Here is a 21,717-nt window from a genome sequence, read left to right as displayed (position 1 = left end):
GGGCGGTGCGGCCCGCGAGCCCCTGGGACTCGGGGGCCGCTTCGCTCCTTGGTGCGCTGGTGCGCAGGTGCGGTGGCCCCTCAGTGCATCGGTGCGCTACGCCAGCTGTGCCTGGACCTGGGTGGAGATCAGTTCCAGGTGGGCCAGGTCGTGCAGGTCGAGGATCTGGAGGTAGACGCGGCTGCAGCCGACGGCGGCATAGCGGCCGAGCTTGTCGACCACCTCGGCCGGGGAGCCGGCCAGTCCGTTGGCCTTCAGCTCGTCCACCTCGCGGCCGATCGCCGCGGCACGCCGCGCGACCTCCTGATCGTCCTTGCCGACGCACACCACCAGCGCGTTGGAGTACGTCAGGGCGTCCGCGCCGCGGCCCGCCTCCTCGGCGGCGGCACGCACCCGGCCGAACTGCCGCTCGCTGTCCTCCACGGAGGCGAACGGCATGTTGAACTCGTCGGCGTACCGCGCCGCGAGGCGCGGGGTGCGGGTCGCGCCGTGACCGCCGATCAGCACCGGGATCTTCTCCTGGGCCGGCTTGGGCAGCGCGGGCGAGCCGGTCAGGTCGTAGTAGGTGCCGTGGAAGTCGAACGTCTCGCCGAGCTTGGTCGCCCACAGCCCGGTGACGATCTCCAGCTGCTCCTCCAGGCGGCCGAACTTCTCCTTGGGGAAGGGGATGCCGTACGCCTTGTGCTCCTCCTCGAACCAGCCCGCGCCGAGGCCCAGTTCGACCCGGCCGCCGGACATCTGGTCGACCTGCGCCACCTGGATGGCGAGCACGCCGGGCAGCCGAAAGGTACCGGCCGTCATCAGGGTGCCGAGGCGGATGCGGCGGGTCTCACGGGCCAGGCCGGCCAGGGTGATCCAGGCGTCCGTGGGACCGGGCAGGCCGTCCACGCTGCCCATCCGGAGGTAGTGGTCCGAGCGGAAGAAGGCGTCGAAGCCCAGGTCCTCGGTGGCCTTCGCCACGGTGAGCAGGGTGTCGTACGAGGCCCCCTGCTGGGGCTCGGTGAAGATTCGAAGGTCCATGCACCCATCCTGCACGCCTCCTGCCCCGCCGGCCGACCCGACCGGCGCTCTTTTCACACCCCCGACGTGCTGCCCTCCGCGCTCTCCGGCAACACCTCCTCCCGCGCCGCCAGCTTGCGCAGCATCTCCATGACCCGGTCCCGGGACTCGTCCGCCGCGTCGATGGCCTCCATGCACTGCCAGTACGTCGTCTCGTCGGCCGCCGCACTGGCCATGCCGACCAGGGCCATGCCGACCTCGCCCAGCAGGCCGCCCAGGCAGAGAAGGGCCTGCCGGGCGTCGTCCAGCTCGGTGAGCTGGGCCGCGCGTAAGTCACCCGGGTCGAGCACCGGAGGGTCCAGGACGCCGCAGCCCCGACCCGCCAGCTCGGTCAGGCCCAGCGCCTCGCCCCGCAGCTCCGGCGGCCCCGACACCGCGAGGCGGCTGCCTATCGCCTGGGCCAGCGCCTGCGCCTGCCACACCTCCGCCATCATCTCGGGCATGTCGGCGCCGCCCGCCAGCGCCCGCCTGCTCGTCGCAATGAGCCGCACCGCATCCATGCGCTGCCCCCGTTCCGTCCGCCGTGCGCCTTCGCACGTCCAGCCGAACTCCCCTGTCCACTACCCAGAGTGAAGGCGAGTGGGGCGAAAAGCCAGAGGAAGGCGGAAATCTGTGGACAACATTTCGGATTCGACGCAGACGTTAACTCCGGAGAGTGATAACGGATCCTGACACTCCGCACTCATCCACAAGCCGGCGCCGGTCAGGAGCCGCCCTCCGTCCCCGGAGCCGGGAAGCGGTGCTCGTTGCGGTCGATCTTGGCCGACAGGGCGGCGAGCGGATCGACGCCGAGGACCTCGCAGAACTGGAGGAGATAGGCGAGGACGTCGGCGACCTCGTCCCTGACCCGGTGTGCGGTATCGGGGTCGTCCATGACCCGGGCCGACTCCTCGGGGGTCAACCACTGGAAGATCTCGACGAGTTCGGACGCCTCCACACTGAGGGCGGTCACGAGGTTCTTGGGCGTGTGGTAGGGCTGCCAGTTGCGCGCGGCGGCGAACTCGGCCAGCCTGCGCTGGAGTCCGGCCAGGTCAGGGTGTTCCGTCACGGGTTCAGGTGTACCACTGTGACACCCTCGGCCCCCGTGGCCCACGAGGCGTCGCTCACCGCGCCGACGCAGCGGATGTGCCCCCGCTCGCCCATCCGGACCGCCGTCCGCAGCAGAGCGCCGCGCTGGCCGGGGTCGAGGCCCCGGTCGAAGCCGTCGGCGAGCACGGTGAGGGTGCGCAGGGCGTCGGGCACCTCCCCCGGCGTGTCCACGTCCAGCACACCGGGGCCGGTCAGCAGCACCAGGGCCAGTGCCACATAGCGCAGCTCGCCGTCGCCGAGCCGCGCCAGTTCGGTGCGCAGGCCGTCGCCGCGCTCCAGCAGCGCCCGTACCGTGCCGTCGGTCAGCGGCTCGGCGACCAGATCGGCCACCGGGCCCCAGCAGCCCTCGCGCAACGCCTCGACCAGCAGGGCGTGCCGGCGGCCGCACTCGTACCGGGTGCGCCAGACGACGTCGGCGAGGTTGCCGCAGTCGCGCAGCAGCCGTCCCGAGCCGGTCGGGACCGGGGCGCGCATGTGCTCGGGCCGGGGGTCGCAGGGGAAGACGGAGCGCAGCGCGACGACCATCTGCTCGGCGGCGGCGAGGACCTGCCGCTGTCCGTCCGTCTTGCCCGCCACCCGCAGCGGCAGCAGGGCGGTGCCGAGCCGGTCGTCGGGCAGCGGGGCGCGGGTCACCGGGGCGGAGCCCGCGGTGTGCCAGGCGGCCTGCACGGCCCGGCGGCCGGGGTCGCGCAGGGCGGTCTCCAGCAGCACCACGCCGCCGGCCGTCAGCCGCTCGCCCACGATGCGCAGCTGCGGCTCGGCCTGTACGGCGACGTCGAGCCGGACCGGACCCTCCGCGCCGTCGGCCGTACACCCGATCCGGAACCCCCGCCGGCCCTGCCCGTCGGGCCGCGCCCGCTCCGGCACACAGGCGTCCGGCTCCAGGAACACCTCCTCGAGCGCCGCCCCGCCGCCGAGCCGCGCCAGCGCCTCGTAGGCCGCCAGCGCGGTCGACTTGCCCACGCCGCTGGGCCCGGCGAACAACGTGACCGGCCCCAGCGGAAGCACCGCCCGCCGATGCCCGGCGAACGCGGACAGCCGCAGCTCGGTGGTCCGGGCCCGGACGTCGACAGCCCCGTCCGCCGGACCCGCTTGCCCGGTGGGTCCGTAGGCATCCCGGCCCGCCGGATGCGCGGGCGGCAACGACGGGGGCGCCGGGGCGGAGTCGGCGGACAAGGAAGGCACGGCCATAGGCGGACGCTAGGCCTCCGCGAAGACGCCGAACCGTTTAGTCGTCCGGCCCTTCCCACGAACGAGGGACCGGCCCCGCACGAGCTGACCGCCGGCCCGGGCGGCTCAGCCCTCCGAGACGCCCGCACCCTCCATCAGCCCGCTGACCTCCGTGCCCGGCGGGGTCAGGAGGAACACGTTGCGGTCCACCCGGTGCATCCCGCTGCCCAGCCCGAAGACGACCCCCGTGCTGAAGTCGAGCACCCGCTTGGCGACTTCGGTCTCCGCTCCCGAGAGGTCGAGGAGGACCGGCGCTCCGGCCATCAGCGTCTCGGCGACGTCGCGGGCGTCCGCGAAGACGTTGACACGCAGGACGACGAACCGGCGCCGGGTCTCGGTCTCGGCGTCCGGCAGCGAGCGGTGGTTCACCGCGGACGGCCACGCGTCCCGGCCCCGCAGCGGCACGACCTGGGCGAGCCCTTCCCACTGTTCATCGGTGACGTCGTAACGGCTCACCGGCTCCCCCTGCCCTGACTCGCACTCGATGCCTGCACCAGCCAATTCTTACGCCAAGTCACCCGTTCGGCCCAACAACGACACACTGCGCGACCGATCCGGCGCCGCATCCCCTGCGGCACATGTACGAATACGCCCGCTTCTTACCGCCCTCACACCGGACTCTTCACCTCCCGCCACACCCCGCTCACCGGCTGCCACTAGCGTCCGGTGCCGTGCACTTGGCAGAAACACAACAGGTGACACCCGGCCGGCGGACACAGTCGGCGGTGTCCGCCGGACCCGAAGCCGTCGCGCGAGCCACGCAGGCGCTCGCCGCCAAGGCCCTCGCGCGACCCCCGGAGGGCCCCGCGCAGTGGCACCGCGTCCTGACGCTCCTCGCGGACGTGAGCCTCTTCATCGGCACGCGCGCGGTGTGGACGCAGGCGGCGAGCCACCGGCTGGTCCTCGCCGGCGTCATCTGCGTCTGCTACGCCTCGATCCTGATCAGCGGTGTCCTGACGCTGACCGTCCGCCGGGCGCGCTCACTGGCCCGGCTCGACCTGGTCGTACTGCTGACCGCGATCGCGCTCGTGCTGTGCACCTGGGCGCTGAACCACGCCGGCGGCGACGAGGCGGTCCTGACCTCGCAGGCGGCGCGGGAGATGGTCGCCGGGCACCCGATGTACGCGCAGCCCTGGCCCTGGCTGTTCCACATCAAGGGCGTCGCCCTGACGGCGACCATAGACGGCGGGTACGACTTCACCTACGGCTATCCCCCGCTGGCCCCGCTGCTGACCGCACCGCTGCTGTGGCTCGGCGACGGCGGTGCCCCGGCGACGGCGGCGGCCACGCTCGCGCTGATCGCCGGCGCGGTGGTGCTGTGGCGGATGCTGCCGGTGCCGTGGCGCTCGGCGGCGACGATGGTCTGCTTGGGCTTCGGTTTCCTGCCCATGTACGCCCGCCAGGGCTACCCGGCGATCATGGCCCTGGCCCTGCTGCTCCCGGTGGTGGTGCGCTGGCCGCGGATCGGCGCCGGGGGCCGGCTGGGTGCGGCGGGGATCGCGCGGGCCGTGTGCCTGGGGGCCGCCTGCGCGACGCAGCAACTGCCGTGGTTCGTCACGCCGTTCCTGCTGGCCGGTCTCTACGCCGTGCGCCGGGGCGAGCTGGGCGGCCGGGCGGCCGCCGGGGCGGTGCTGCGGATGCTCGGCATCGCGGCGACGACCTGGCTGCTGGTCAACACGTACTTCATCGCGCACGAGCCGGGGCCCTGGCTCGAGGGGATCGCCCTGCCGCTCACCCAGGGCGCCGTGCTGCACGGCCAGGGCCTGGTGGACATTTCCCTGTACTTCACGCACGGCAGCGACCGGCTCGACTGGTACGGCCACGCCAGCATGCTGCTCGCCGCCGCCCTGTTCGGGCTCTTCGTGCTGTTCGTGCGGCGGCTGGGCCCGGCGGCGACCGTGCTGCCCTGGTGCGCGTTCTACCTGGCGACCCGTTCCCAGGACGGCTACTACCTGATGATGACGCCGCTGTGGCTGGCGGCGGCGGTCACCGCGCCCCTGTCGGACTTCGGCCGTGCCTGGCAGCCGCGCCCGCGGTGGCTGACCGGTCCGCGCCGCCGCCCGGTGCTCGCCGGGGCGGTGGTGCTGCTGGTGCTGCCCGCGCTGGTGAGCGCGACGCTGGCCGTGACGGGCCGGCCGCCGCTGCGGATGGACATCACGGCGGCGCGCCGGGCCTCGCCGCACGCGATGGCCGCGCTGACCCTGCGGGTGACCAACACCGGCAGCACCCCGCTCACTCCGCACTACATGCTCACCACCGGCCAGGGCATGGCCCGGTACTGGTCCGTGCGGCGCGGCCCGGCCACGATCCCCGCGCACAGCACGGCGAGCGTGGAACTCCGGGCGCCCTCCGGCAGGTTCCCGATGCGGGTCGGCGAGGGCGCCCAGATCCGGCTGCGCGCCTTCACGGCGACCCCGCAGACACTCTCCAGCCGGGACGTGCAGCCGGCCGAGCTGGGCCTGAAGGGCTGAGCGGGGCCGGTCCGGGCCCGCGCCGGGGCCGGACCGGCGTCAGGCCCCGGCGCGCGTGAACCGCAGCGTGGCCGTGACGGTGGTCAGGCCGCGCATCATGCCGAGCTGGTTCCAGCCCATGCCGAACTGGTCGCGGTCGACGGTGAACTCCGTCTCCAGGGCGAGCGCCTCGGCGGTCGCCGAGGCCAGACGCGCGGTGAGGGTCAGCGGCCTGCTGATGCCCCGCACGGTGAGCTGACCGGTGACCCGGACACTGTCGCCGTCGAGGCGTTCGGCGGCGCGCACCGCGAAGGTGATCCGGGGGTGCTGTTCGGCGTCGAAGAAGTCCGCCGTGCGCAGGTGCGCGTCCCGCTTGGCGTGGCCGGTGTCCAGGGAGGCCGCCTCCAGGTCGAGCGTGCCGGTGGCCGTGCCGTCCTCCCGCACCTCGCCCCGGCCGGTGACGGCGGTGAAGGTGCCCTTGACGGTGACCAGACCCCAGAAGGTCTTGTGCCGTACGGCGACGACGGAGGCCGTCGGGTCGAGCTGCCAGAGGCCTGTTTCCACGGCGACGGTCATGGTCGTGACTCCTTCAACGGTTTCGACGATTCAACGATTTCGGCGACTTCGGCGACTCGGCGACTTCGGCGACTTCGGCGAACGGCGATGGTTCAAATTTGGATGACATCACGCTAGCCCATACTCCAAATTTGGACAACAGGTAGACTCGAACCCATGGCAGCCTCCGCCGAAGACCCCGCCGACCAGCCGCAATGCCCGTCCCTGACCGGCACCGGGCTGCTCCCGCCGGAGCTGCGCGCCTGGATGCTCCTGCTGGCCGCGACCGGCGCGGTGGAACAGCGCCTGCGCACCGCCGTGAAGGACACCCTCGACGTCTCCCACGACGAGTTCCTGATCCTCTGCCTGCTCGCCGAACAGCCCGGCGGTCTGCGCATGACGCAGGTGGCCGACCTGCTGGGCCGCCCGAAGACCCGGCTCACCTACCAGATCGCCTGCCTCCAGCACGCCGGCCTGGTCACCCGCAGGTCCGTCTGCGGCGACAAGCGCGGGGTCGAGGTCGCCCTCACCGACAAGGCCCGCCGACTGCTGGGCGAGGCGTCCGCCGCCCTCGCCGACACGGTCCGGCAGGGCCTCACCCAGGTCGTCGGCCCCGAGCAGCGCGAGGCGCTGTGCGCGCTGGTCCCGGACCTCGCCGAGGAGCCGTACCAACCGTAGGAAACCGGGCGCCTTCGGTGCCGGGAGGCGCAGGTCACAGGCACAGCGAGGGAAACGTCACAGCCCCCGCTCTGCTCTCACTTGAGCGGCCTGCCCTAGCATCCGAGCCATGACGGTCCTGCCTGACGACGGGCTCTCACTGGCCGCCGAGTTCCCTGACGCGACACACGAGCAGTGGCAACGCCTGGTCGAGGGTGTGCTGCGCAAGTCGGGCAAGGAAGTCTCGGGCGCGGCAGCTGAGGACGCCCTGTCCACGATGCTCGAGGACGGGCTGCGCACCCGGCCCCTGTACACCGCGCGCGACAGCGCGCCCGACCCCGGCCTGCCCGGCTTCGCCCCGTATGTGCGCGGCGGCCGCCCCGAGGGCAACACCGTGGCCGGCTGGGACGTACGGCAGCGGCACGCGGCGCTCGCCGAGGGTGCCGTGCTGGCGGACCTGGAGAACGGCGTCACCTCGCTGTGGCTGGCGCTGGGCGAGGGCGGCATCCCGGTCGACGGACTGGGCCGGGCGCTCGACGGCGTCCACCTCGACCTGGCGCCGGTCGTCCTGGACGCCGGCCGCGACACCGAGGCCGCCGCCGAGGCGCTGCTGCGCCGCTACGAGGAGCAGGGCGTCGACACCGGGGCGGTGCGCGGCAACCTGGGCGGCGACCCGCTCGGGTACGAGGCCCGCACCGGCACCCGGCTGGACTTCGCGCCGTTCGCCGCGCTGGCCGCGCGCTGCGCCGACGGCTATCCGGGACTGCGCGCGCTCACGGTGGACGCGCTGCCGTACCACGAGGCGGGCGGCTCGGCCGCACAGGAGCTGGGCGCCTCCCTCGCCACCGGCGTGGCCTACCTGCGGGAGCTGACGGAGGCCGGGCTCGGCGTCGACGCGGCCGCCGCCCAACTGGAGTTCCGTTACGCGGCCACCGCCGACCAGTTCCTCACCATCGCCAAGCTGCGCGCCGCGCGCCGGCTGTGGGCGCGGGTCGCGGAGGTCTGCGGGGCCGGCGGGGCTCAGGTGCAGCACGTGGTGACCTCGCCGGTGATGATGACCCGCCGCGACCCGTGGGTGAACATGCTCCGCACGACGGTCGCGACGCTGGCGGCCGGCGTCGGCGGGGCCGACTCGGTGACCGTGCTGCCGTTCGACCACGCCCTCGGCCTGCCGGACGCGTTCGCCCGCCGTATCGCGCGCAACACGTCCACCATCCTCGTCGAGGAGTCCCACCTGGCCCGGGTCATCGACCCGGCGGGCGGCTCCTGGTACGTGGAGCGACTCACCGACGAAATCGCGCGGGCCGCCTGGGAGTTCTTCCGCACCATCGAACGCGACGGCGGCCAGGCGGCCGTCCTGCGCTCCGGCCGGCTGCGCACCGACCTCGCGACCACCTGGGCGGAGCGCTCCAAGCGGCTCGCCAAGCGGCGCGAACCCGTCACCGGCGTCAGCGAGTTCCCGCTGCTCGCCGAGAAGCCTCTGGAGCGCGAGCCCGCGCCCGAGCCGCCGTCCGGCGGGCTGCCCCGGGTGCGCCGCGACGAGGCGTACGAGGAGCTGCGGGCCCGCTCGGACGCCCACCTCGCGGCGACCGGCTCCCGCCCCCGCATCTACCTCGCCGCGCTCGGCTCCGCCGCCGAGCACACCGCGCGCTCGACCTTCGCCGCCAACCTCTTCCAGGCGGGCGGCATCGAGCCGGTCACCGAGGGCCGATTCGAGGACAGCGGCGCCACCGAGGCCGTGCTGTGCTCCAGCGACGCCCGCTACGCCGAGCAGGCCGAGCAGGCGGCCGAGTCCCTGCGCGCCTCCGGCGCCCGGCACGTGTTCCTGGCGGGCCGCCCGGCCGACCACTCCGGCATCGACGGTTACGTCTTCGCGGGCTGCGACGCCGTCGACGTACTGTCCGCGACCCTCGACCGCATGGGAGTGTCCTGATGGGAATCCCCGACTTCACCGGCATCGAGCTGGGGACCCCGGTGGCCGACGGCAGTGACGCGGAGTGGCGTACGGCCGTCAAGCGGGCGACCGGCGCCGAGGAGCCGCTGTGGGAGACCCCGGAGGGCATCGGGGTCAAGCCGCTGTACACCGGGCGTGATCTGGAGGGCCTGGACTTCCTCGGGACGTACCCGGGCATCGCGCCGTATCTGCGCGGCCCGTACCCGACGATGTACGTCAACCAGCCCTGGACGATCCGCCAGTACGCGGGCTTCTCCACCGCCGAGGAGTCCAACGCGTTCTACCGGCGCAACCTGGCGGCGGGCCAGAAGGGCCTGTCGGTCGCCTTCGACCTGCCCACGCACCGGGGCTACGACAGCGACCACCCGCGGGTGACCGGCGACGTCGGCATGGCGGGCGTGGCCATCGACTCCATCTACGACATGCGCCAGCTGTTCGACGGCATCCCGCTGGACCGGATGACGGTGTCGATGACCATGAACGGCGCGGTGCTCCCCGTACTGGCGCTGTACATCGTGGCGGCGGAGGAGCAGGGCGTTCCGCCCGAGAAGCTGGCCGGGACCATTCAGAACGACATTCTGAAGGAGTTCATGGTCCGCAACACCTACATCTATCCGCCGAAGCCGTCGATGCGGATCATCTCCGACATCTTCGCGTACACCTCGCAGCGGATGCCCCGCTACAACTCCATCTCCATCTCCGGCTACCACATCCAGGAGGCCGGTGCGACGGCCGACCTGGAGCTGGCGTACACCCTCGCGGACGGCGTGGAGTACATCCGGGCGGGACGTGAAGCGGGCCTGGACGTCGACGCGTTCGCACCGCGCCTGTCCTTCTTCTGGGCAATCGGCATGAACTTCTTCATGGAGATCGCCAAGCTGCGCGCGGCCCGGCTGCTGTGGGCCAAGCTGGTCTCCCAGTTCGAGCCGAAGAACACCAAGTCGCTGTCCCTGCGCACGCATTCGCAGACCTCGGGCTGGTCGCTGACCGCGCAGGACGTGTTCAACAACGTCACCCGTACGGCCGTGGAGGCGATGGCGGCGACCCAGGGCCACACCCAGTCGCTGCACACCAACGCCCTGGACGAGGCCCTCGCCCTGCCGACGGACTTCTCGGCGCGCATCGCCCGCAACACCCAGCTGCTCATCCAGCAGGAGTCGGGCACCACCCGGGTCATCGACCCCTGGGGCGGCAGCGCCTACGTGGAGCGGCTGACGTACGACCTCGCGCGCAAGGCCTGGCAGCACATCCAGGAGGTCGAGCAGGCGGGCGGCATGGCCCAGGCCATCGACGCCGGCATCCCGAAGCTGCGCGTGGAGGAGGCGGCGGCCCGCACGCAGGCCCGCATCGACTCCGGGCGCCAGCCGGTGATCGGCGTCAACAAGTACCGCGTCGAGAACGACGAGCAGATCGAGGTCCTGAAGGTCGACAACTCCTCGGTGCGCGCCCAGCAGATCGAGAAGCTGCGGCGGCTGCGCGCGGAGCGCGACGAGCAGGCCTGCCGGGACGCGCTGGACGCGCTCACCCGGGCCGCCGCCGGCAACGGCAACCTGCTGGAGCTGGCCGTGCACGCGGCCCGCGCCAAGGCGACCGTCGGGGAGATCTCGGACGCCCTGGAGAAGGTGTACGGCCGGCACGCGAGCCAGATCCGTACGATCTCCGGCGTGTACCGCAACGAAGCAGGCCAGTCCCCGTCGGTGGACCGCACCCGCGCCCTGGTGGAGCAGTTCGAGGAGGCCGAGGGGCGCCGGCCGCGCATCCTGGTCGCCAAGATGGGCCAGGACGGCCACGACCGCGGCCAGAAGGTGATCGCGACCGGGTTCGCCGACCTCGGCTTCGACGTCGACGTCGGCCCGCTGTTCCAGACGCCGGAGGAGGTCGCCCGGCAGGCGGTCGAGGCGGACGTGCACGTGGTCGGCGTGTCCTCGCTGGCCGCCGGTCACCTGACCCTCGTACCGGCGCTGAAGGAGAAGCTGGCGGAGGAGGGCCGCGAGGACATCATGATCGTGGTCGGCGGGGTGATCCCGCCGCAGGACGTGCCGACGCTGCTGGAGATGGGCGCGGCGGAGGTGTTCCTGCCCGGGACGGTGATCCCGGACGCGGCCCACGACCTGGTGAAGCGGCTGTCGGCCGACCTCGGCCACGACCTGTAGCGCCGGCGATGGCACCGATCGATCTCGACACGTATGTGAAGGGTGTGCTCGACGGCAAGCGGGCCCTGGTGGCCCGCGCCATCACGCTCGTCGAGTCCACCCGGCCGCAGCACCGGGCGCTGGCACAGGAGTTGCTCACCGAGCTGCTCCCGCACAGCGGCCGGGCGCGGCGGATCGGCGTGAGCGGGGTGCCGGGGGTCGGCAAGTCGACGTTCATCGACGCGTTCGGCACGCTGCTGACCTCGCTGGGCCACCGGGTCGCGGTCCTGGCCGTGGACCCCTCCTCCACCCGTACGGGCGGCTCCATCCTGGGCGACAAGACGAGGATGGAACGCCTGGCGGTGGATCCGAACGCCTTCGTCCGCCCCTCCCCCAGCGCGGGCACGCTGGGCGGGGTGGCGAAGGCGACCAGGGAGTCGATCGTGGTCATGGAGGCCGCCGGCTACGACGTGATCCTCGTGGAAACCGTCGGCGTGGGCCAGTCCGAGACCGCGGTCGCGAACATGGTCGACTCCTTCCTGCTGCTCACCCTGGCCCGCACCGGCGACCAGCTCCAGGGCATCAAGAAGGGCGTCCTGGAACTGGCCGACGTGATCGCCGTCAACAAGGCCGACGGCCCCCACGAGCGGGACGCGCGGGCGGCGGCTCGTGAACTGTCCGGCGCGCTGCGGCTCATGCACGGCAAGGACGCGTTCTGGACCCCGCCGGTACTGCACTGCAGTGCCCGCGAGTCGACGGGTCTGGACACGGTCTGGGACCGGCTGGAGCAGCACCGCACGCTCCTCGACTCCACCGGCCGGCTCACCGCCAAGCGGCGCGACCAGCAGGTCGACTGGACATGGTCCATGGTCCGCGACGAACTCCTGGGCCGCCTGCACGCGAGCCCGGCGGTACGCGAGGCCGCTCCGGGCCTGGAACAGCAGGTCAGGGCAGGCACCTTGACGGCGACCCTGGCAGCGGAGGGCATCCTACGAGCCTTCGCCACGGGCCAGGAGCGAACACCGGGGCAGTGAGGCGACGCCGTGGGTGGTCGGACCGGCTCGGGGGGCCGGCTCCGGGGGTCGGGCCGGCTCCCGAGGCCCGCGGCGGGGCCGTGAGGCCGTACTGAGCCCGTGCCCGTCCCCTGGCTCCTGCCCGCCGCACCCTGTGGCCGTGAGGGCGTGCCCGCCCCTCGCACCTGCCCGCCCCCCGCGTCCGGGCCCGGGCCGGCGCCGAGCCGGTGATGGTGACCCCGGAACTGGACCTCGGCACCACCGGGGAACTGGGCGTCTACGCCTGGCACCGCGGCACGGCGCGGGGGTCAGGGCTTGAGCAGAGCCTTGATGGCGCGGCGTTCGTCCATGGCCTGGTAGCCCTCGGCGACCTGCTCCAGGGGCAGGGTGAGGTCGAAGACCTTGCCCGGATCGATCCGCCCCGACAGGACGCGGTCGATCAGGTCGGGCAGGTAGCGGCGCACGGGCGCGGGGCCGCCGCGCAGCCCGACGTGGGAGAAGAACAGTTCCTGGCCGTCGACGGCGACCTCGTGCGGGACGCCGACGAAGCCGACGTTCCCGCCGGGACGCGTGGAGTGCAGGGCCTGGCGCATGGCCTGGGCGGTGCCGACGCACTCCAGGACCGAGTCGGCCCCGATGCCGCCGGTCATCTCCTTGATCCGGGCGACGCCCTCGTCGCCGCGCTCGGTGACGATGTCGGTGGCGCCGAACTCCCGAGCGAGCCGCCGGCGCGACTCGTGACGGCTCATCGCGATGATCCGCTCCGCGCCCATCTCCTTCGCGGCGATCACCGCGCACAGGCCGACCGCGCCGTCGCCGACGACCACGGCGGTGGAGCCGGGCTTCACCTCGGCGGCTTCGGCGGCGTACCAGCCGGTGCCCATCACGTCGGAGACGGCCAGCAGGCCGGGCCAGAACTCCTCGCCCGGGACCTCGTCGGTGGCGACCAGGGTGCCCTGGGCGTTGGGGATGCGCACGTACTCGGCCTGGCAGGTGCTCATGAACTCGCGATTCAGGCAGTTGGACTGGAAGCCGTTGCGGCAGTTGGCGCAGGTGTTGTCCGAGGTCGCGAACGAGCCGACGACGAACTGCCCGGGCCTGACCGCGGTGACCTCGGCGCCGACCTCCTCGACGAAGCCGACGTACTCGTGACCCATGGGGTGGGCCTCGTCGGTCGCGTCCAGGCCGCGCCAGGGCCACAGGTCGGAGCCGCACACGCAGGTCACGGCCGTGCGGATGACGGCATCCGTCGGCGTCAGGATCTTCGGGTCGTCCAGGGCCTCGAAGCGCACATCGCCGGGGGCGTGGATCACTGCTCCGCGCATGGGGAAGTCCTTACGTTCGTTGGAGGGGCGGGGCCGGGGGGCGGCCCCTGGGCCGGACGCGCGAGGGCGGGCATGGGGGGAGCCCCTGGGCCGGGCGCGCAAGGGCGCCGTTGTCCTTCGCGCGCCGCCCGGCCGAGTACCCCTTCGATGCGGCGGCCCCGCTCGTGGAGTACCTCTGCTCCAGGTAACCGCGCATGGCGGCGGCGAGCGAGTCACCAGCGAAAGGTGTACCGGCAGTACATCCCTCCGGCGGCGGGCAGGCCGTACGGTCGGGACATGGACAACCGTGAGGAGGTCCGCGAGTTCCTCACCTCGCGGCGCGCGAAGATCACCCCAGAGCGGGCCGGCCTGCCGGCCGGTCCCCGACGGCGCGTGCCCGGCCTGCGCCGGAGCGAGGTCGCCGCGCTGGCCGACGTGAGCGTCGAGTACTACGCGAAACTCGAAGCTACGTCGTGGCCTCCTCCGGTGACAGGTAGGAGCAGAAGACGCCATCCGGGTCGTACCGCGTTCTCAGGTTCCGCAGGCGCTCCCAGTCGTCCGCGGTGAAGGAGCGGCGGGCACGGGACGATGCCGCGGTGAGATCCGCCTCGGCGATGTAGTGCCCCGTACCAAGGGGTTCCACCCTGCGCATCGCTTCCCGCAGCCAGCCGATGTTGGCGGCGTCCTGGCCGGGGTCGTCCCAGACGGCGTAGGGAACGACATAGCTCTCCCCGAGCACCGAAAAGGCCATGTCCGGCGGCGGCCGGCCGGCCGGCGAGAACGGCGCGAGGACCAGCGATCTGCTCGAAGGAGCCGAGTCCACGACGTCGGCGAGCTCGCTGAGCAGTGCGGGGAAGCCGGCGTCGGACCACAGGGTGTCCGCTGCGTACCGGAGCTGCTGGGGCCACAGCGCGGCGGCGGAGTCGTACAGGGCCTCGAACGTCGTCGGCTCGTCGAGTCGGTGGGAGAGGGAGCTGTGGCGCAGGGGACAGTCGCGCAGCGGCAGGAGGAACTCCCTCGCTTCCTGTTGCGACGCCGCGAAGGCGGTACCGGTGACGGTCACCGCTTTGGGGCCCGGCTCCGTCCCGGGGTCCACCGTGCCGAGGGAGAAGCTCAACTCCACGTCGGGGGCCAGCCCTACGGCCAGCTCGGTGGTCCAGTGCGCCACCTCGGTGACGTCCGCGAGGGAGAAGGTCCAGCTGGTGCTCGTGATCGCGCCGGGACGGGGATACAGCCTCAGGCGGAAGGCGGTGACCGCCGCGAAGAAGCCGGGACCCGCTCCCCGGGCCGCCCAGAACAGGTCCCTGTGCTCGCTCTCGCTGCAGATGACCGGCTCTCCGTCCGCGGTCACGGCCTCTATCTGCTCGACACTGGCGCACGCCGGCCCGCGGAGTCCGGAGTTCCAGCCGAGCCCTCCGCTGAGGAGGTATCCGCCGACGGCGACGGATCCGCAGTGGCCTGTGGGAAAGGCGAGTCCGTGACGGCCGAGTTCCGAGGTGAGCTGCGCGCCTGTGACGCCGGGTTGCACCGTCGCCGTCGCCGAGCCGGGGTCGACGGCGCAGCCACGCAGCCCGGACAGGTCGATGAGCATGCCCCCGTCGCGCAGCGGCGACCCGCACCAGCTGTGTCCCCCCGACCGTAGGGCGATCGGGAGGCGCTGGGACCGGGCCAGGCGCACCGCTTCCACGACGTCACGGGCCGACGCCGCGCGAACGATGACGTCCGGGAACCGCGCCGGTGTGAGCGTGTTCCACACGACGGCTCCGCGGATGTCTTCGTAACCGGTGTCGTTCCGCCGTACCGACAGGTCCCCGAGACCGCGCATCTGCGTGTAGCGGCTCATCCTGCACTCCTTGCCTCGGCACCCCGCGGTCCAGCGCCCTCGGACGGACCGGAGGGTTGCGGGGACCGTCGCGGTGCACGACGGTGAAAGGAGTTCGCTGTTTCAGTGACGAACCAGGGTAATTTGGACGCTTACAGCTTACCGCGCCACCTTCAGACGGTGAGACCGAAAACAGCGAGGAGCACGCCGTAACACACCACGACGACGGCCGCACCCAGCAGGTCGGTGCGGCGCGAACGTGGTCGGTCGGGTGCCAGCCAGAAGGCCAGGGTGCGATTGACGACCAGGGGCATCAGAAACCAGGTCAGAATCGAGACACTCAGCACGTTCGAGATGAAAAGGCCGAGGTAGCCGGCAACGCCGACCTGTGTGAGGGCGCGCCCCACGGTGAGGTTGAGCACGATGACGGTCGGATAGAGAGCGAGCAGAACGGACATGGCCTGCTTCCAGTTGGGCGGGACACCCGCCTGCTCCTCCTGACCGAAGGGGAACCATCCGCTGAACGCCGACGCGATTCTGCGCACGTCGTAGTCGGCGAAGTATGCGCGGCCCTCGTCCAGCAGTTTCCTGCGCGCGTCCGACTGCAGCCACTGGTCGAGGTGTTCGCGGGTGTCGAACCGGAACACCACCACCCAGCGGTCCTGGATGCCCTCGACGGGCCTGAAGAGTTCGGACCCCATGAAACCCCGGCACTTCTGCTGGGCCCTCAGCACCTTGTCCTGCCACCGCTCGAAGTCCTGCTCGCGACCTCGCCGCACCGTGTGGGAGATGACGGCGGTCACGGCTTCCTGAGCCGGTTGCCCTCCGCGCAGAACCTCCTGGGAGGGTTCCCCCTCGAACAAGTCGCCACTGCCGTCGAGGAGTTCTCGGCGGGTGGCCGATCCCAGCCAGGCACTCAACCGGTCGACGTCCGAGAAGCGGAACACCACGACCCATTGGTTGTCCTCGGCCGAGTCGGGCGGGTACAGCTCCGTTCCCTCGAAGCCGTCGAAGGCCCGTACCGCCCGGTTCACTCGTTCCTGCCAGCGCTTGTAGTCCTCCTCGCGACCGGGGACGACCTTCTGCGAGGTCACCACGGTCGCTCCGGCCGTGCCACGGCCGCGGTTTGCGCTGGCACCCATACGGAGTAGCGTAGACACAAAGGGACTTGTGGGACAAATGGGAAACTCAGCCCACGCGGAGTGGAGGTCGCCATGGGTCACAAGGAGTTCCTGGCGGAAGCGGTACGACTGGCCACGGAATCGGTGGAGCTCGGCTGGGGCGGCCCGTTCGGCGCCGTGCTCACCCGGGACGGCGAGATCATCGCCCGCGGCCAGAACCGCGTTCTCCTGACCGGTGACCCGACCGCGCATGCCGAGGTGGAGACCATCCGAAAGGCATCGCAGCTCCTCAACCCGGAGGCTCCCACCATCTCGGGAGAGCACCAGAACGAGGGCACCCTGGAATACGTGCCGCGCCCCGAAGGCTCCCCCGACCCGGTCCCGGAGCGGGCCCGGATGCTCAAGGGTTGTTCGATCTACATCAGTGGCGCGCCGTGCCCCATGTGCATGAGCGCCATCTACTGGTCGCGCATCGACAACGTCTACTTCAGCTGCGACCTGGACGCCACGCGGAAGATCGGCTTCGATGACGCCTTCCAGTACGAGGACTTCCAGAAGCCGCTGGACCAGCGCCGGATCCACATCGAGCAGATCCACCCGGAACTGGGCGCACGCGCGTACGAGGCCTGGGAGGCAAAGCCCGACCGGCACGCCTACTGAGCGTCAGGTCAGCGGCTCTTGCGGACCGGCCGCCCAAGGCTTCTCGCAGACGCACGCCGCACCGACGATGGCTGTCGCCGGCGGTCGAAGTCGGCCAGCAGCCCGTACGTGGTCAGTCCGTAGAACAGATGCGGCACCACGTCGGACGTCCAGTCCTTCGCCGACCAGCTCTTCGGATCAGTCACGCCCAGCCGTGCCATCGGAAGGTCGGTCGCCACCATGGCCAGCGCGCCGGTGACCACCCCGCCCAGCCACCAGGGCAGTCGGACACCCGCGCTGCGCGTGAACGAGACGGCCATGCCGATGCCGCAGCCGACGGCCATGCCCGACAGCGCGCCCAGTCCCGACAATCGGTTGTCCCGGGTCTCACCCGCACCGGGAACCGGATGCCCGGTGTCGCGAGCGATCTTGTCCACGGTCTGGGCCGGGGTCTGGCTCGACGGCCGGCCCCGCAGCGCCATGTCGGCATAGGTCACGGCGTTCAGTACCGTCGTCCCGGCGGCACCGGCGGCGCCACCGCGCACCATGCTCTCCATCATGCTCGACCGAGTCCCCCCTGCTCTTCAGCCGAACCGCGCGGGGAGGGCGCGTTCCTCGCGGTGAACCCTGCTCCGCCCTCGAACGCCGGCGCGCCGGAGCCGCGGGACCCTTGCGACACACCTTCGCCACCGCGCAGATCCTGTCGGACGTCGGCGCCCCGGTGCGGGTACGGACCGGCACGTGGAGCGAGGAACTCGGCCGTGCGGAGACGCTCCCGCTGCCCGCGGCGTGCGGTGACGTCGAGATCACCGGGCCGGCCGACGTCCTGATCGACTGCCTGCCCGACCTCGACCGGGAAGCGGGCCCAGCACCTGCCGGGGGAGGCAGCCCTCTCACCGGTGTCCCCCACGCACTCCACGTGATGCGTCATGGGGGCCGGCCAGGCCCAGACGACCTGCGGCTCCGGCCGGCCGGGAATCCGCTGCGGCCGGGGTTCATGCCGGAAGCGGTTGCAGGCTCCGTGCCGTCGATGGCGGCTGGGTCACTCGGCGCTGGCGAGGATCTCGGACAACGCCGTGACCGCCTGCTCGGCGTCGTGGCCTTCGGCGCGGACGGTCACGGTGCTTCCGGCGGTGGCACCCAGACCCATGACCGCGAGGACACCGGTCGGATTGACCGTCCGGTTGCCGTACTCCAGCTGTATGGCACTGGTGAAGGTCGCTGCGGCCCTGGCGAGCCGGCCCGCGGGACGGGCGTGGAGGTTGGCGGGCAGGACGACGGTCGCCTCGTGGCCGGACGCGGTCGACGCGGTCGTGGTGGTGGATTCAGAGCTTGTGAACATGGCGGGCCTCCTTGGCGGCGTCGGCGACGGTCTTGAGGTCGGCGCCGGATGCGGCGGTGACGACGGCTGCGACGGCTCCTTCGACGAAGGGCGCGTCGACGATCAGCACGTCGGGGCGGGGATGGTCTTCCAGGACGGTGCGGGCGGTCAGGACGGAGCTGCCGAGGTCCGGCAGGACGACGACACCCGCGCCCCGGTCGACGCTGCGGATGGCGTCGAGGACAAGGTCGTAGCTGGTGCCGATCCGGCCGTCGTCGGTGCCTCCGGCGGTGGCCAGGGGGACGGCGTCGGAGCCGATCTGCTGCACCAGCAGGCGAAGGCCCGCGGCGAGCTCGGCGCTGTGGGACACGAGTACGATGCCGACAGATGTGCTCATGAACAAGTACCGTAGATGTCGGAATGCTGTTCATCAATAGTGAACGAGGGTGGAATTTTCGATGGTGCAGGCGGTGCAGCGAGCGGTGCAGATCCTGCGGGAGCTCGCGTCCACCGGGCCCCGGCTCGGAGTGACCGAGCTGGCCGACCGCCTGGGCGTGGCGAAGCCGACCGTGCATGCGCTGCTGCGCACGTTGGAGCTCGAGGGGCTGGTGGTGCAGGACCGGGACAGTTCGAAGTACCAGCTCGGGCCCGACCTGGTGCAGCTGGGCAATGCCTACCTGGACACCCAGGAGCTGCGGACCCGCTCGCTGACCTGGGCGGACCAGCTCGCGAACCGGACGAACGAGGCGGTCTGGGTGGCCGTGCTCACCGGTGACCACGTCCTGGTGGTGCACCATGCCTTCCGGCCCGAGGGAGCGGTGCAGATCCTCGAGGTGGGCGCCAGCATCCCGTGGAGCACGTGCGCCCTGGGCAAGGCCATCGTCGCCTTCCTCCCCGCCACCGAGCGTGAGCGGCTGTCCGCCGGCGAGCCGGCGGTGCTCACCGGGGCCAGCATCACCGACCCGGAGGAGCTGGCGAGGCAGCTGAAGGAGGTCCTCAAGACGGGCTATGCGATCGAGGACCAGGAGTCCGCCATTGGTGACGCGGGTATCGCCTCTCCCGTCTTCGATCGCTCGGGCGAGGTGGTCGGCGCTCTCGGTATCGTCGGCCCCGTCGAGCGCCTGCTGGCTGAATCAGCTCGTCAGGAGCTTGCCGTCGCCGTTCGGGAGACCGCCCGCAATCTCTCCCGCGACCTTGGCGCCCCCCGCGGGACGGCCGCACGCGCCGCCATGACGTAACCCGTCCCCGCATCCACGCCGGCGGACAGCGGCCTCCCCGCCCGTGTCCTCTGATCCAAGCCCCTCGGCACGCCGCCGGGGGGCTTTTTCGTATCGGCTTAGCGTCGGCGGACGCGAGCATCTGCCGAACCTCTTGACAGGCCGGAAACGCAGGCCTAATTTCCGGAACAACGTTCATCCATGGTGAACAGAATGCCAGCCGGAGATGCTTGATCCGCCCGGCTTCCCCTGAGCGGCCGCCAGGTTGCCCCGACCCTGATGAACCTGGCGGCCCCCTCCCTTCACAGCCCGCTCCCCGCGGAGGAGGTGAGACGCCCGAGCCGCCGTTCGGCGCTGGGCGCCTTTCATGGAAGAAAACACCTACTCACAGAAGCTGCTCGCCGAGGTGCTGGGCACCGCGATGCTGGTGTTCATCGGCGTCGGTTCGGTCCCCGCCACGCTCATCGTCAACGGCAAGGCCCCGTTCACCTTCGCCGATCTGGGCATGATCTCGCTGGCGTTCGCCACGGTCGTCATCGCGATGATCTACGCGATCGGTCACATCTCCGGCTGTCAGATCAACCCGGCCATCACCCTCGCGCTCGCCGCGACGAAGAAGATGCCCTGGCGGGACGTCCCCGGCTACATGGCCGCCCAGGTCGTCGGCGCGGTCGTCGGCGCCCTCGCGATCATCGGGGTGCTCGGCCACCAGGCCGTCACAGTCGGTCTGGGCATCGCCAACTACGGCCCTCAGGTCAGTGCCGGCCAGGCCTTCTTCGCCGAAGCCGTCGGCACCGCCATCCTCGCCTTCGTCGTCTTCGGCGCCATCGACCGCCGTTCCGCCGGCGGCTTCGCCGGACTCGCCATCGGGCTGGCCGTGTTCGCCGTCATCATGGTGGTCGCACCCGCCACGAGCGCCTCCATCAACCCCGCCCGCACGATCGGCCCCATGCTGGTCGGCCAGGTCTTCAACGGCACGGTCCACTGGAACCAACTGCCCGTCTACCTGATCGCCGAGGTCGTGGGCGCGGTCACCGCCGGATTCCTCTACGCCGCCCTGAACGCCCGTCGCGGCATCGCCACCGCCACCGATGTGGCGGCCGAGCCGGTCGCCACCGCCGAAGGAGCCCTGTCGTGAAGAAGTTCATCAACGCCCCCGAAGCGGTACTTGCCGAGGCATTGTCCGGGATCGCCGCCGCCCACCCCGAGCTGAAGGTCGACGCGGAGAACAAGGTGATCGCCCGCGCCCTGGGCACCAAGCCGGGCAAGGTCTCCCTCGTCTCCGGCGGCGGTTCCGGGCACGAGCCGCTGCACGGCGGCTTCGTGGGCACGGGCATGCTGGACGCCGCATGCCCCGGCGAGGTGTTCACCTCTCCCGTGCCCGGTCAGATGCTGGCCGCGGCCCAGGCCGTCGACGGCGGCGCAGGCGTGCTGTTCATCGTGAAGAACTACACCGGTGACGTCCTCAACTTCCAGATGGCCGCCGAACTGGCCGCCGAGGAGGGCATCACGGTGGAGACCGTCCTGGTCGACGACGACGTCGCCGTCCAGGACTCCACCTGGACCGCCGGACGCCGAGGCACCGGGGCAACCGTCTTCGTCGAGAAGATCGCCGGCGCGCTCGCCGAGCAGGGCGCCGACCTCGCCGCCGTGGCGGAGATGGCCAAACGGGTCAACTCCGCCTCACGGTCCTTCGCCGTGGCGCTGACCGCCTGCACCACCCCTGCCTCCGGCAAGCCCGGCTTCGAGCTGCCCGAGGACGAGATGGAGGTCGGCGTCGGCATCCACGGCGAGCCCGGACGCAGCCGCGAGAAACTGCGCCCGGCCAAGGAGATCGTGGCCGCCGCACTGGACGCGATCCTCGCCGACCAGCCGCTGACGGCCGGCGACGAGACCATCGTCATGGTCAACGGCCTGGGCGGCACCCCGCTCATCGAGCTGTACCTGGTCTTCAACGAGGTCGCCGCCGCACTCACGGACAAAGGCGTGGTCATCGCCCGCAGCCTCGTCGGCAACTACGTGACCAGCCTTGACATGGCGGGCGTTTCCTTCACCGTGTGCCAGGCCGATACCGACATGCTGTCCCTGTGGGACGCGCCTGTGAACACCCCGGCGCTGCGCTGGGGAATCTGAACCGAGCCGGGGGCGGGGCCA

21 protein-coding genes and 1 pseudogene are annotated in these 21,717 nt (G+C 71.7%); 10 read left to right on the top strand and 12 right to left on the bottom strand.

Translation table 11 applies throughout. The annotated features are described in order from the left end of the window. Nucleotides 1-96: 96 nt before the first annotated feature. The 5 genes from ACZ404_RS11640 to ACZ404_RS11620 form a co-directional block, all read right to left on the bottom strand. Nucleotides 97-1,020 carry an LLM class F420-dependent oxidoreductase gene (locus ACZ404_RS11640; RefSeq protein ID WP_468438509.1) on the bottom strand — a complete coding sequence of 308 codons (924 nt, stop codon included), beginning with the start codon at nt 1,018-1,020 and terminating at the stop codon, nt 97-99. A gap of 53 nt (nt 1,021-1,073) precedes the next feature. Further along, entirely contained in the window at nt 1,074-1,559 is a 486-nt protein-coding gene (locus ACZ404_RS11635; protein WP_468438507.1) for a DUF6099 family protein, read from the bottom strand. A 203-nt stretch (nt 1,560-1,762) separates the two neighbouring features. Further along, nucleotides 1,763-2,107, bottom strand: coding sequence for a nucleotide pyrophosphohydrolase (locus tag ACZ404_RS11630; protein ID WP_468438505.1), 345 nt, complete (start codon nt 2,105-2,107; stop codon nt 1,763-1,765). Next, nucleotides 2,104-3,339: an AAA family ATPase gene (locus tag ACZ404_RS11625; protein WP_468438503.1), complete on the bottom strand. Its 1,236-nt coding sequence runs from the start codon at nt 3,337-3,339 to the stop codon at nt 2,104-2,106. Before ACZ404_RS11625 ends, ACZ404_RS11630 begins: the two co-directional genes overlap by 4 nt. Nucleotides 3,340-3,444: 105 nt before the next feature. Next, the gene (locus ACZ404_RS11620) at nt 3,445-3,834 is read right to left on the bottom strand and encodes a cell division protein SepF (protein ID WP_468438501.1); all 390 of its coding nucleotides are present in this window, start codon (nt 3,832-3,834) and stop codon (nt 3,445-3,447) included. A gap of 269 nt (nt 3,835-4,103) precedes the next feature. Here ACZ404_RS11620 and ACZ404_RS11615 point away from each other — a divergent pair, with 269 nt between their 5' ends. Continuing rightward, on the top strand, nt 4,104-5,849 hold the full coding sequence (locus ACZ404_RS11615; RefSeq protein ID WP_468438499.1) for a hypothetical protein: 1,746 nt from the start codon (nt 4,104-4,106) through the stop codon (nt 5,847-5,849). A gap of 39 nt (nt 5,850-5,888) precedes the next feature. Here the strand turns inward: ACZ404_RS11615 and ACZ404_RS11610 are convergent, their stop codons facing one another. Next, nucleotides 5,889-6,404, bottom strand: a complete 516-nt coding sequence (locus tag ACZ404_RS11610) for a YceI family protein (protein WP_468438498.1) — start codon at nt 6,402-6,404, stop codon at nt 5,889-5,891. A 156-nt stretch (nt 6,405-6,560) separates the two neighbouring features. Between ACZ404_RS11610 and ACZ404_RS11605 the strand changes: the two genes are divergently transcribed. From ACZ404_RS11605 to meaB, 4 genes are all read left to right on the top strand, one after another. Next, on the top strand, nt 6,561-7,061 hold the full coding sequence (locus ACZ404_RS11605) for a MarR family winged helix-turn-helix transcriptional regulator (protein ID WP_468438496.1): 501 nt from the start codon (nt 6,561-6,563) through the stop codon (nt 7,059-7,061). 109 nt (nt 7,062-7,170) lie between these two features. Beyond that, nucleotides 7,171-8,973: a methylmalonyl-CoA mutase family protein gene (locus ACZ404_RS11600; RefSeq protein ID WP_468438494.1), complete on the top strand. Its 1,803-nt coding sequence runs from the start codon at nt 7,171-7,173 to the stop codon at nt 8,971-8,973. Next, nucleotides 8,973-11,147, top strand: coding sequence for a methylmalonyl-CoA mutase (scpA, locus tag ACZ404_RS11595; RefSeq protein WP_468438492.1), 2,175 nt, complete (start codon nt 8,973-8,975; stop codon nt 11,145-11,147). Before ACZ404_RS11600 ends, scpA begins: the two co-directional genes overlap by 1 nt. An 8-nt stretch (nt 11,148-11,155) precedes the next feature. Next, entirely contained in the window at nt 11,156-12,160 is a 1,005-nt protein-coding gene (meaB, locus tag ACZ404_RS11590) for a methylmalonyl Co-A mutase-associated GTPase MeaB (protein WP_468438490.1), read from the top strand. A gap of 287 nt (nt 12,161-12,447) precedes the next feature. On the opposite strand, the gene ACZ404_RS11585 is transcribed toward meaB, so the two are convergent. Further along, entirely contained in the window at nt 12,448-13,464 is a 1,017-nt protein-coding gene (locus tag ACZ404_RS11585; RefSeq protein ID WP_468438488.1) for a zinc-dependent alcohol dehydrogenase family protein, read from the bottom strand. Nucleotides 13,465-13,740: 276 nt separating this feature from the next. Between ACZ404_RS11585 and ACZ404_RS11580 the strand changes: the two are divergent. Further along, nucleotides 13,741-13,908 (top strand): annotated as a pseudogene (locus tag ACZ404_RS11580) (transcriptional regulator); the annotation flags it as partial. Nucleotide 13,909: 1 nt separating this feature from the next. Here ACZ404_RS11580 and ACZ404_RS11575 read toward each other — a convergent pair. Both ACZ404_RS11575 and ACZ404_RS11570 read right to left on the bottom strand, forming a co-directional pair. Continuing rightward, nucleotides 13,910-15,286 (bottom strand): FAD-binding oxidoreductase, encoded by a 1,377-nt coding sequence (locus ACZ404_RS11575; protein WP_468438486.1) that lies wholly within the window; start codon nt 15,284-15,286, stop codon nt 13,910-13,912. Nucleotides 15,287-15,438: 152 nt separating this feature from the next. Continuing rightward, nucleotides 15,439-16,407: an antibiotic biosynthesis monooxygenase gene (locus ACZ404_RS11570; protein ID WP_468438484.1), complete on the bottom strand. Its 969-nt coding sequence runs from the start codon at nt 16,405-16,407 to the stop codon at nt 15,439-15,441. Between the two features lie 72 nt (nt 16,408-16,479). Between ACZ404_RS11570 and ACZ404_RS11565 the strand changes: the two genes are divergently transcribed. After that, nucleotides 16,480-17,046 carry a nucleoside deaminase gene (locus tag ACZ404_RS11565; protein ID WP_468438482.1) on the top strand — a complete coding sequence of 189 codons (567 nt, stop codon included), beginning with the start codon at nt 16,480-16,482 and terminating at the stop codon, nt 17,044-17,046. Nucleotides 17,047-17,054: 8 nt separating this feature from the next. Here ACZ404_RS11565 and ACZ404_RS11560 read toward each other — a convergent pair whose 3' ends face one another. From ACZ404_RS11560 to dhaM, 3 genes are all read right to left on the bottom strand, one after another. After that, complete coding sequence (locus ACZ404_RS11560) at nt 17,055-17,585, bottom strand: hypothetical protein (protein WP_468438480.1); 531 nt, start codon at nt 17,583-17,585, stop codon at nt 17,055-17,057. Nucleotides 17,586-18,067: 482 nt separating this feature from the next. Next, entirely contained in the window at nt 18,068-18,367 is a 300-nt protein-coding gene (locus ACZ404_RS11555; protein WP_468438478.1) for an HPr family phosphocarrier protein, read from the bottom strand. Beyond that, a complete protein-coding gene (dhaM, locus tag ACZ404_RS11550; RefSeq protein WP_468438476.1) occupies nt 18,351-18,743 on the bottom strand; it encodes a dihydroxyacetone kinase phosphoryl donor subunit DhaM in 393 nt (130 codons plus the stop codon). Before dhaM ends, ACZ404_RS11555 begins: the two co-directional genes overlap by 17 nt. A gap of 61 nt (nt 18,744-18,804) precedes the next feature. Here dhaM and ACZ404_RS11545 point away from each other — a divergent pair, with 61 nt between their 5' ends. The 3 genes from ACZ404_RS11545 to dhaK all read left to right on the top strand — a co-directional run bounded on the left by ACZ404_RS11545 (nt 18,805) and on the right by dhaK (nt 21,696). Beyond that, complete coding sequence (locus ACZ404_RS11545) at nt 18,805-19,584, top strand: IclR family transcriptional regulator (RefSeq protein ID WP_468438474.1); 780 nt, start codon at nt 18,805-18,807, stop codon at nt 19,582-19,584. 346 nt (nt 19,585-19,930) lie between these two features. Further along, nucleotides 19,931-20,701, top strand: coding sequence for an MIP/aquaporin family protein (locus ACZ404_RS11540; protein WP_468438472.1), 771 nt, complete (start codon nt 19,931-19,933; stop codon nt 20,699-20,701). After that, the gene (gene dhaK, locus ACZ404_RS11535; protein ID WP_468438470.1) at nt 20,698-21,696 is read left to right on the top strand and encodes a dihydroxyacetone kinase subunit DhaK; all 999 of its coding nucleotides are present in this window, start codon (nt 20,698-20,700) and stop codon (nt 21,694-21,696) included. Before ACZ404_RS11540 ends, dhaK begins: the two co-directional genes overlap by 4 nt. Nucleotides 21,697-21,717: the final 21 nt, after the last annotated feature.

The sequence above is a fragment of the Streptomyces sp. NPDC030798 genome (genome assembly GCF_055572275.1).
Note: the sequence above shows the minus strand (reverse complement) of the source record. Positions and strands in the feature narration are given on the sequence as shown.

Bases quoted from the DNA above. Each gene is read 5' to 3' on its own strand.
- ACZ404_RS11640 (WP_468438509.1), bottom strand. From the start codon at position 1,020: ATGGACCTTCGAATCTTCACCGAGCCCCAGCAGGGGGCCTCGTACGAC.
- ACZ404_RS11635 (WP_468438507.1), bottom strand. From the start codon at position 1,559: ATGGATGCGGTGCGGCTCATTGCGACGAGCAGGCGGGCGCTGGCGGGC.
- ACZ404_RS11625 (WP_468438503.1), bottom strand. From the start codon at position 3,339: ATGGCCGTGCCTTCCTTGTCCGCCGACTCCGCCCCGGCGCCCCCGTCG.
- ACZ404_RS11610 (WP_468438498.1), bottom strand. From the start codon at position 6,404: ATGACCGTCGCCGTGGAAACAGGCCTCTGGCAGCTCGACCCGACGGCC.
- ACZ404_RS11605 (WP_468438496.1), top strand. From the start codon at position 6,561: ATGGCAGCCTCCGCCGAAGACCCCGCCGACCAGCCGCAATGCCCGTCC.
- ACZ404_RS11600 (WP_468438494.1), top strand. From the start codon at position 7,171: ATGACGGTCCTGCCTGACGACGGGCTCTCACTGGCCGCCGAGTTCCCT.
- scpA (WP_468438492.1), top strand. From the start codon at position 8,973: ATGGGAATCCCCGACTTCACCGGCATCGAGCTGGGGACCCCGGTGGCC.
- meaB (WP_468438490.1), top strand. From the start codon at position 11,156: ATGGCACCGATCGATCTCGACACGTATGTGAAGGGTGTGCTCGACGGC.
- ACZ404_RS11585 (WP_468438488.1), bottom strand. From the start codon at position 13,464: ATGCGCGGAGCAGTGATCCACGCCCCCGGCGATGTGCGCTTCGAGGCC.
- ACZ404_RS11575 (WP_468438486.1), bottom strand. From the start codon at position 15,286: ATGAGCCGCTACACGCAGATGCGCGGTCTCGGGGACCTGTCGGTACGG.
- ACZ404_RS11570 (WP_468438484.1), bottom strand. From the start codon at position 16,407: ATGGGTGCCAGCGCAAACCGCGGCCGTGGCACGGCCGGAGCGACCGTG.
- ACZ404_RS11565 (WP_468438482.1), top strand. From the start codon at position 16,480: ATGGGTCACAAGGAGTTCCTGGCGGAAGCGGTACGACTGGCCACGGAA.
- ACZ404_RS11560 (WP_468438480.1), bottom strand. From the start codon at position 17,585: ATGATGGAGAGCATGGTGCGCGGTGGCGCCGCCGGTGCCGCCGGGACG.
- ACZ404_RS11555 (WP_468438478.1), bottom strand. From the start codon at position 18,367: ATGTTCACAAGCTCTGAATCCACCACCACGACCGCGTCGACCGCGTCC.
- dhaM (WP_468438476.1), bottom strand. From the start codon at position 18,743: ATGAGCACATCTGTCGGCATCGTACTCGTGTCCCACAGCGCCGAGCTC.
- ACZ404_RS11545 (WP_468438474.1), top strand. From the start codon at position 18,805: ATGGTGCAGGCGGTGCAGCGAGCGGTGCAGATCCTGCGGGAGCTCGCG.
- ACZ404_RS11540 (WP_468438472.1), top strand. From the start codon at position 19,931: ATGGAAGAAAACACCTACTCACAGAAGCTGCTCGCCGAGGTGCTGGGC.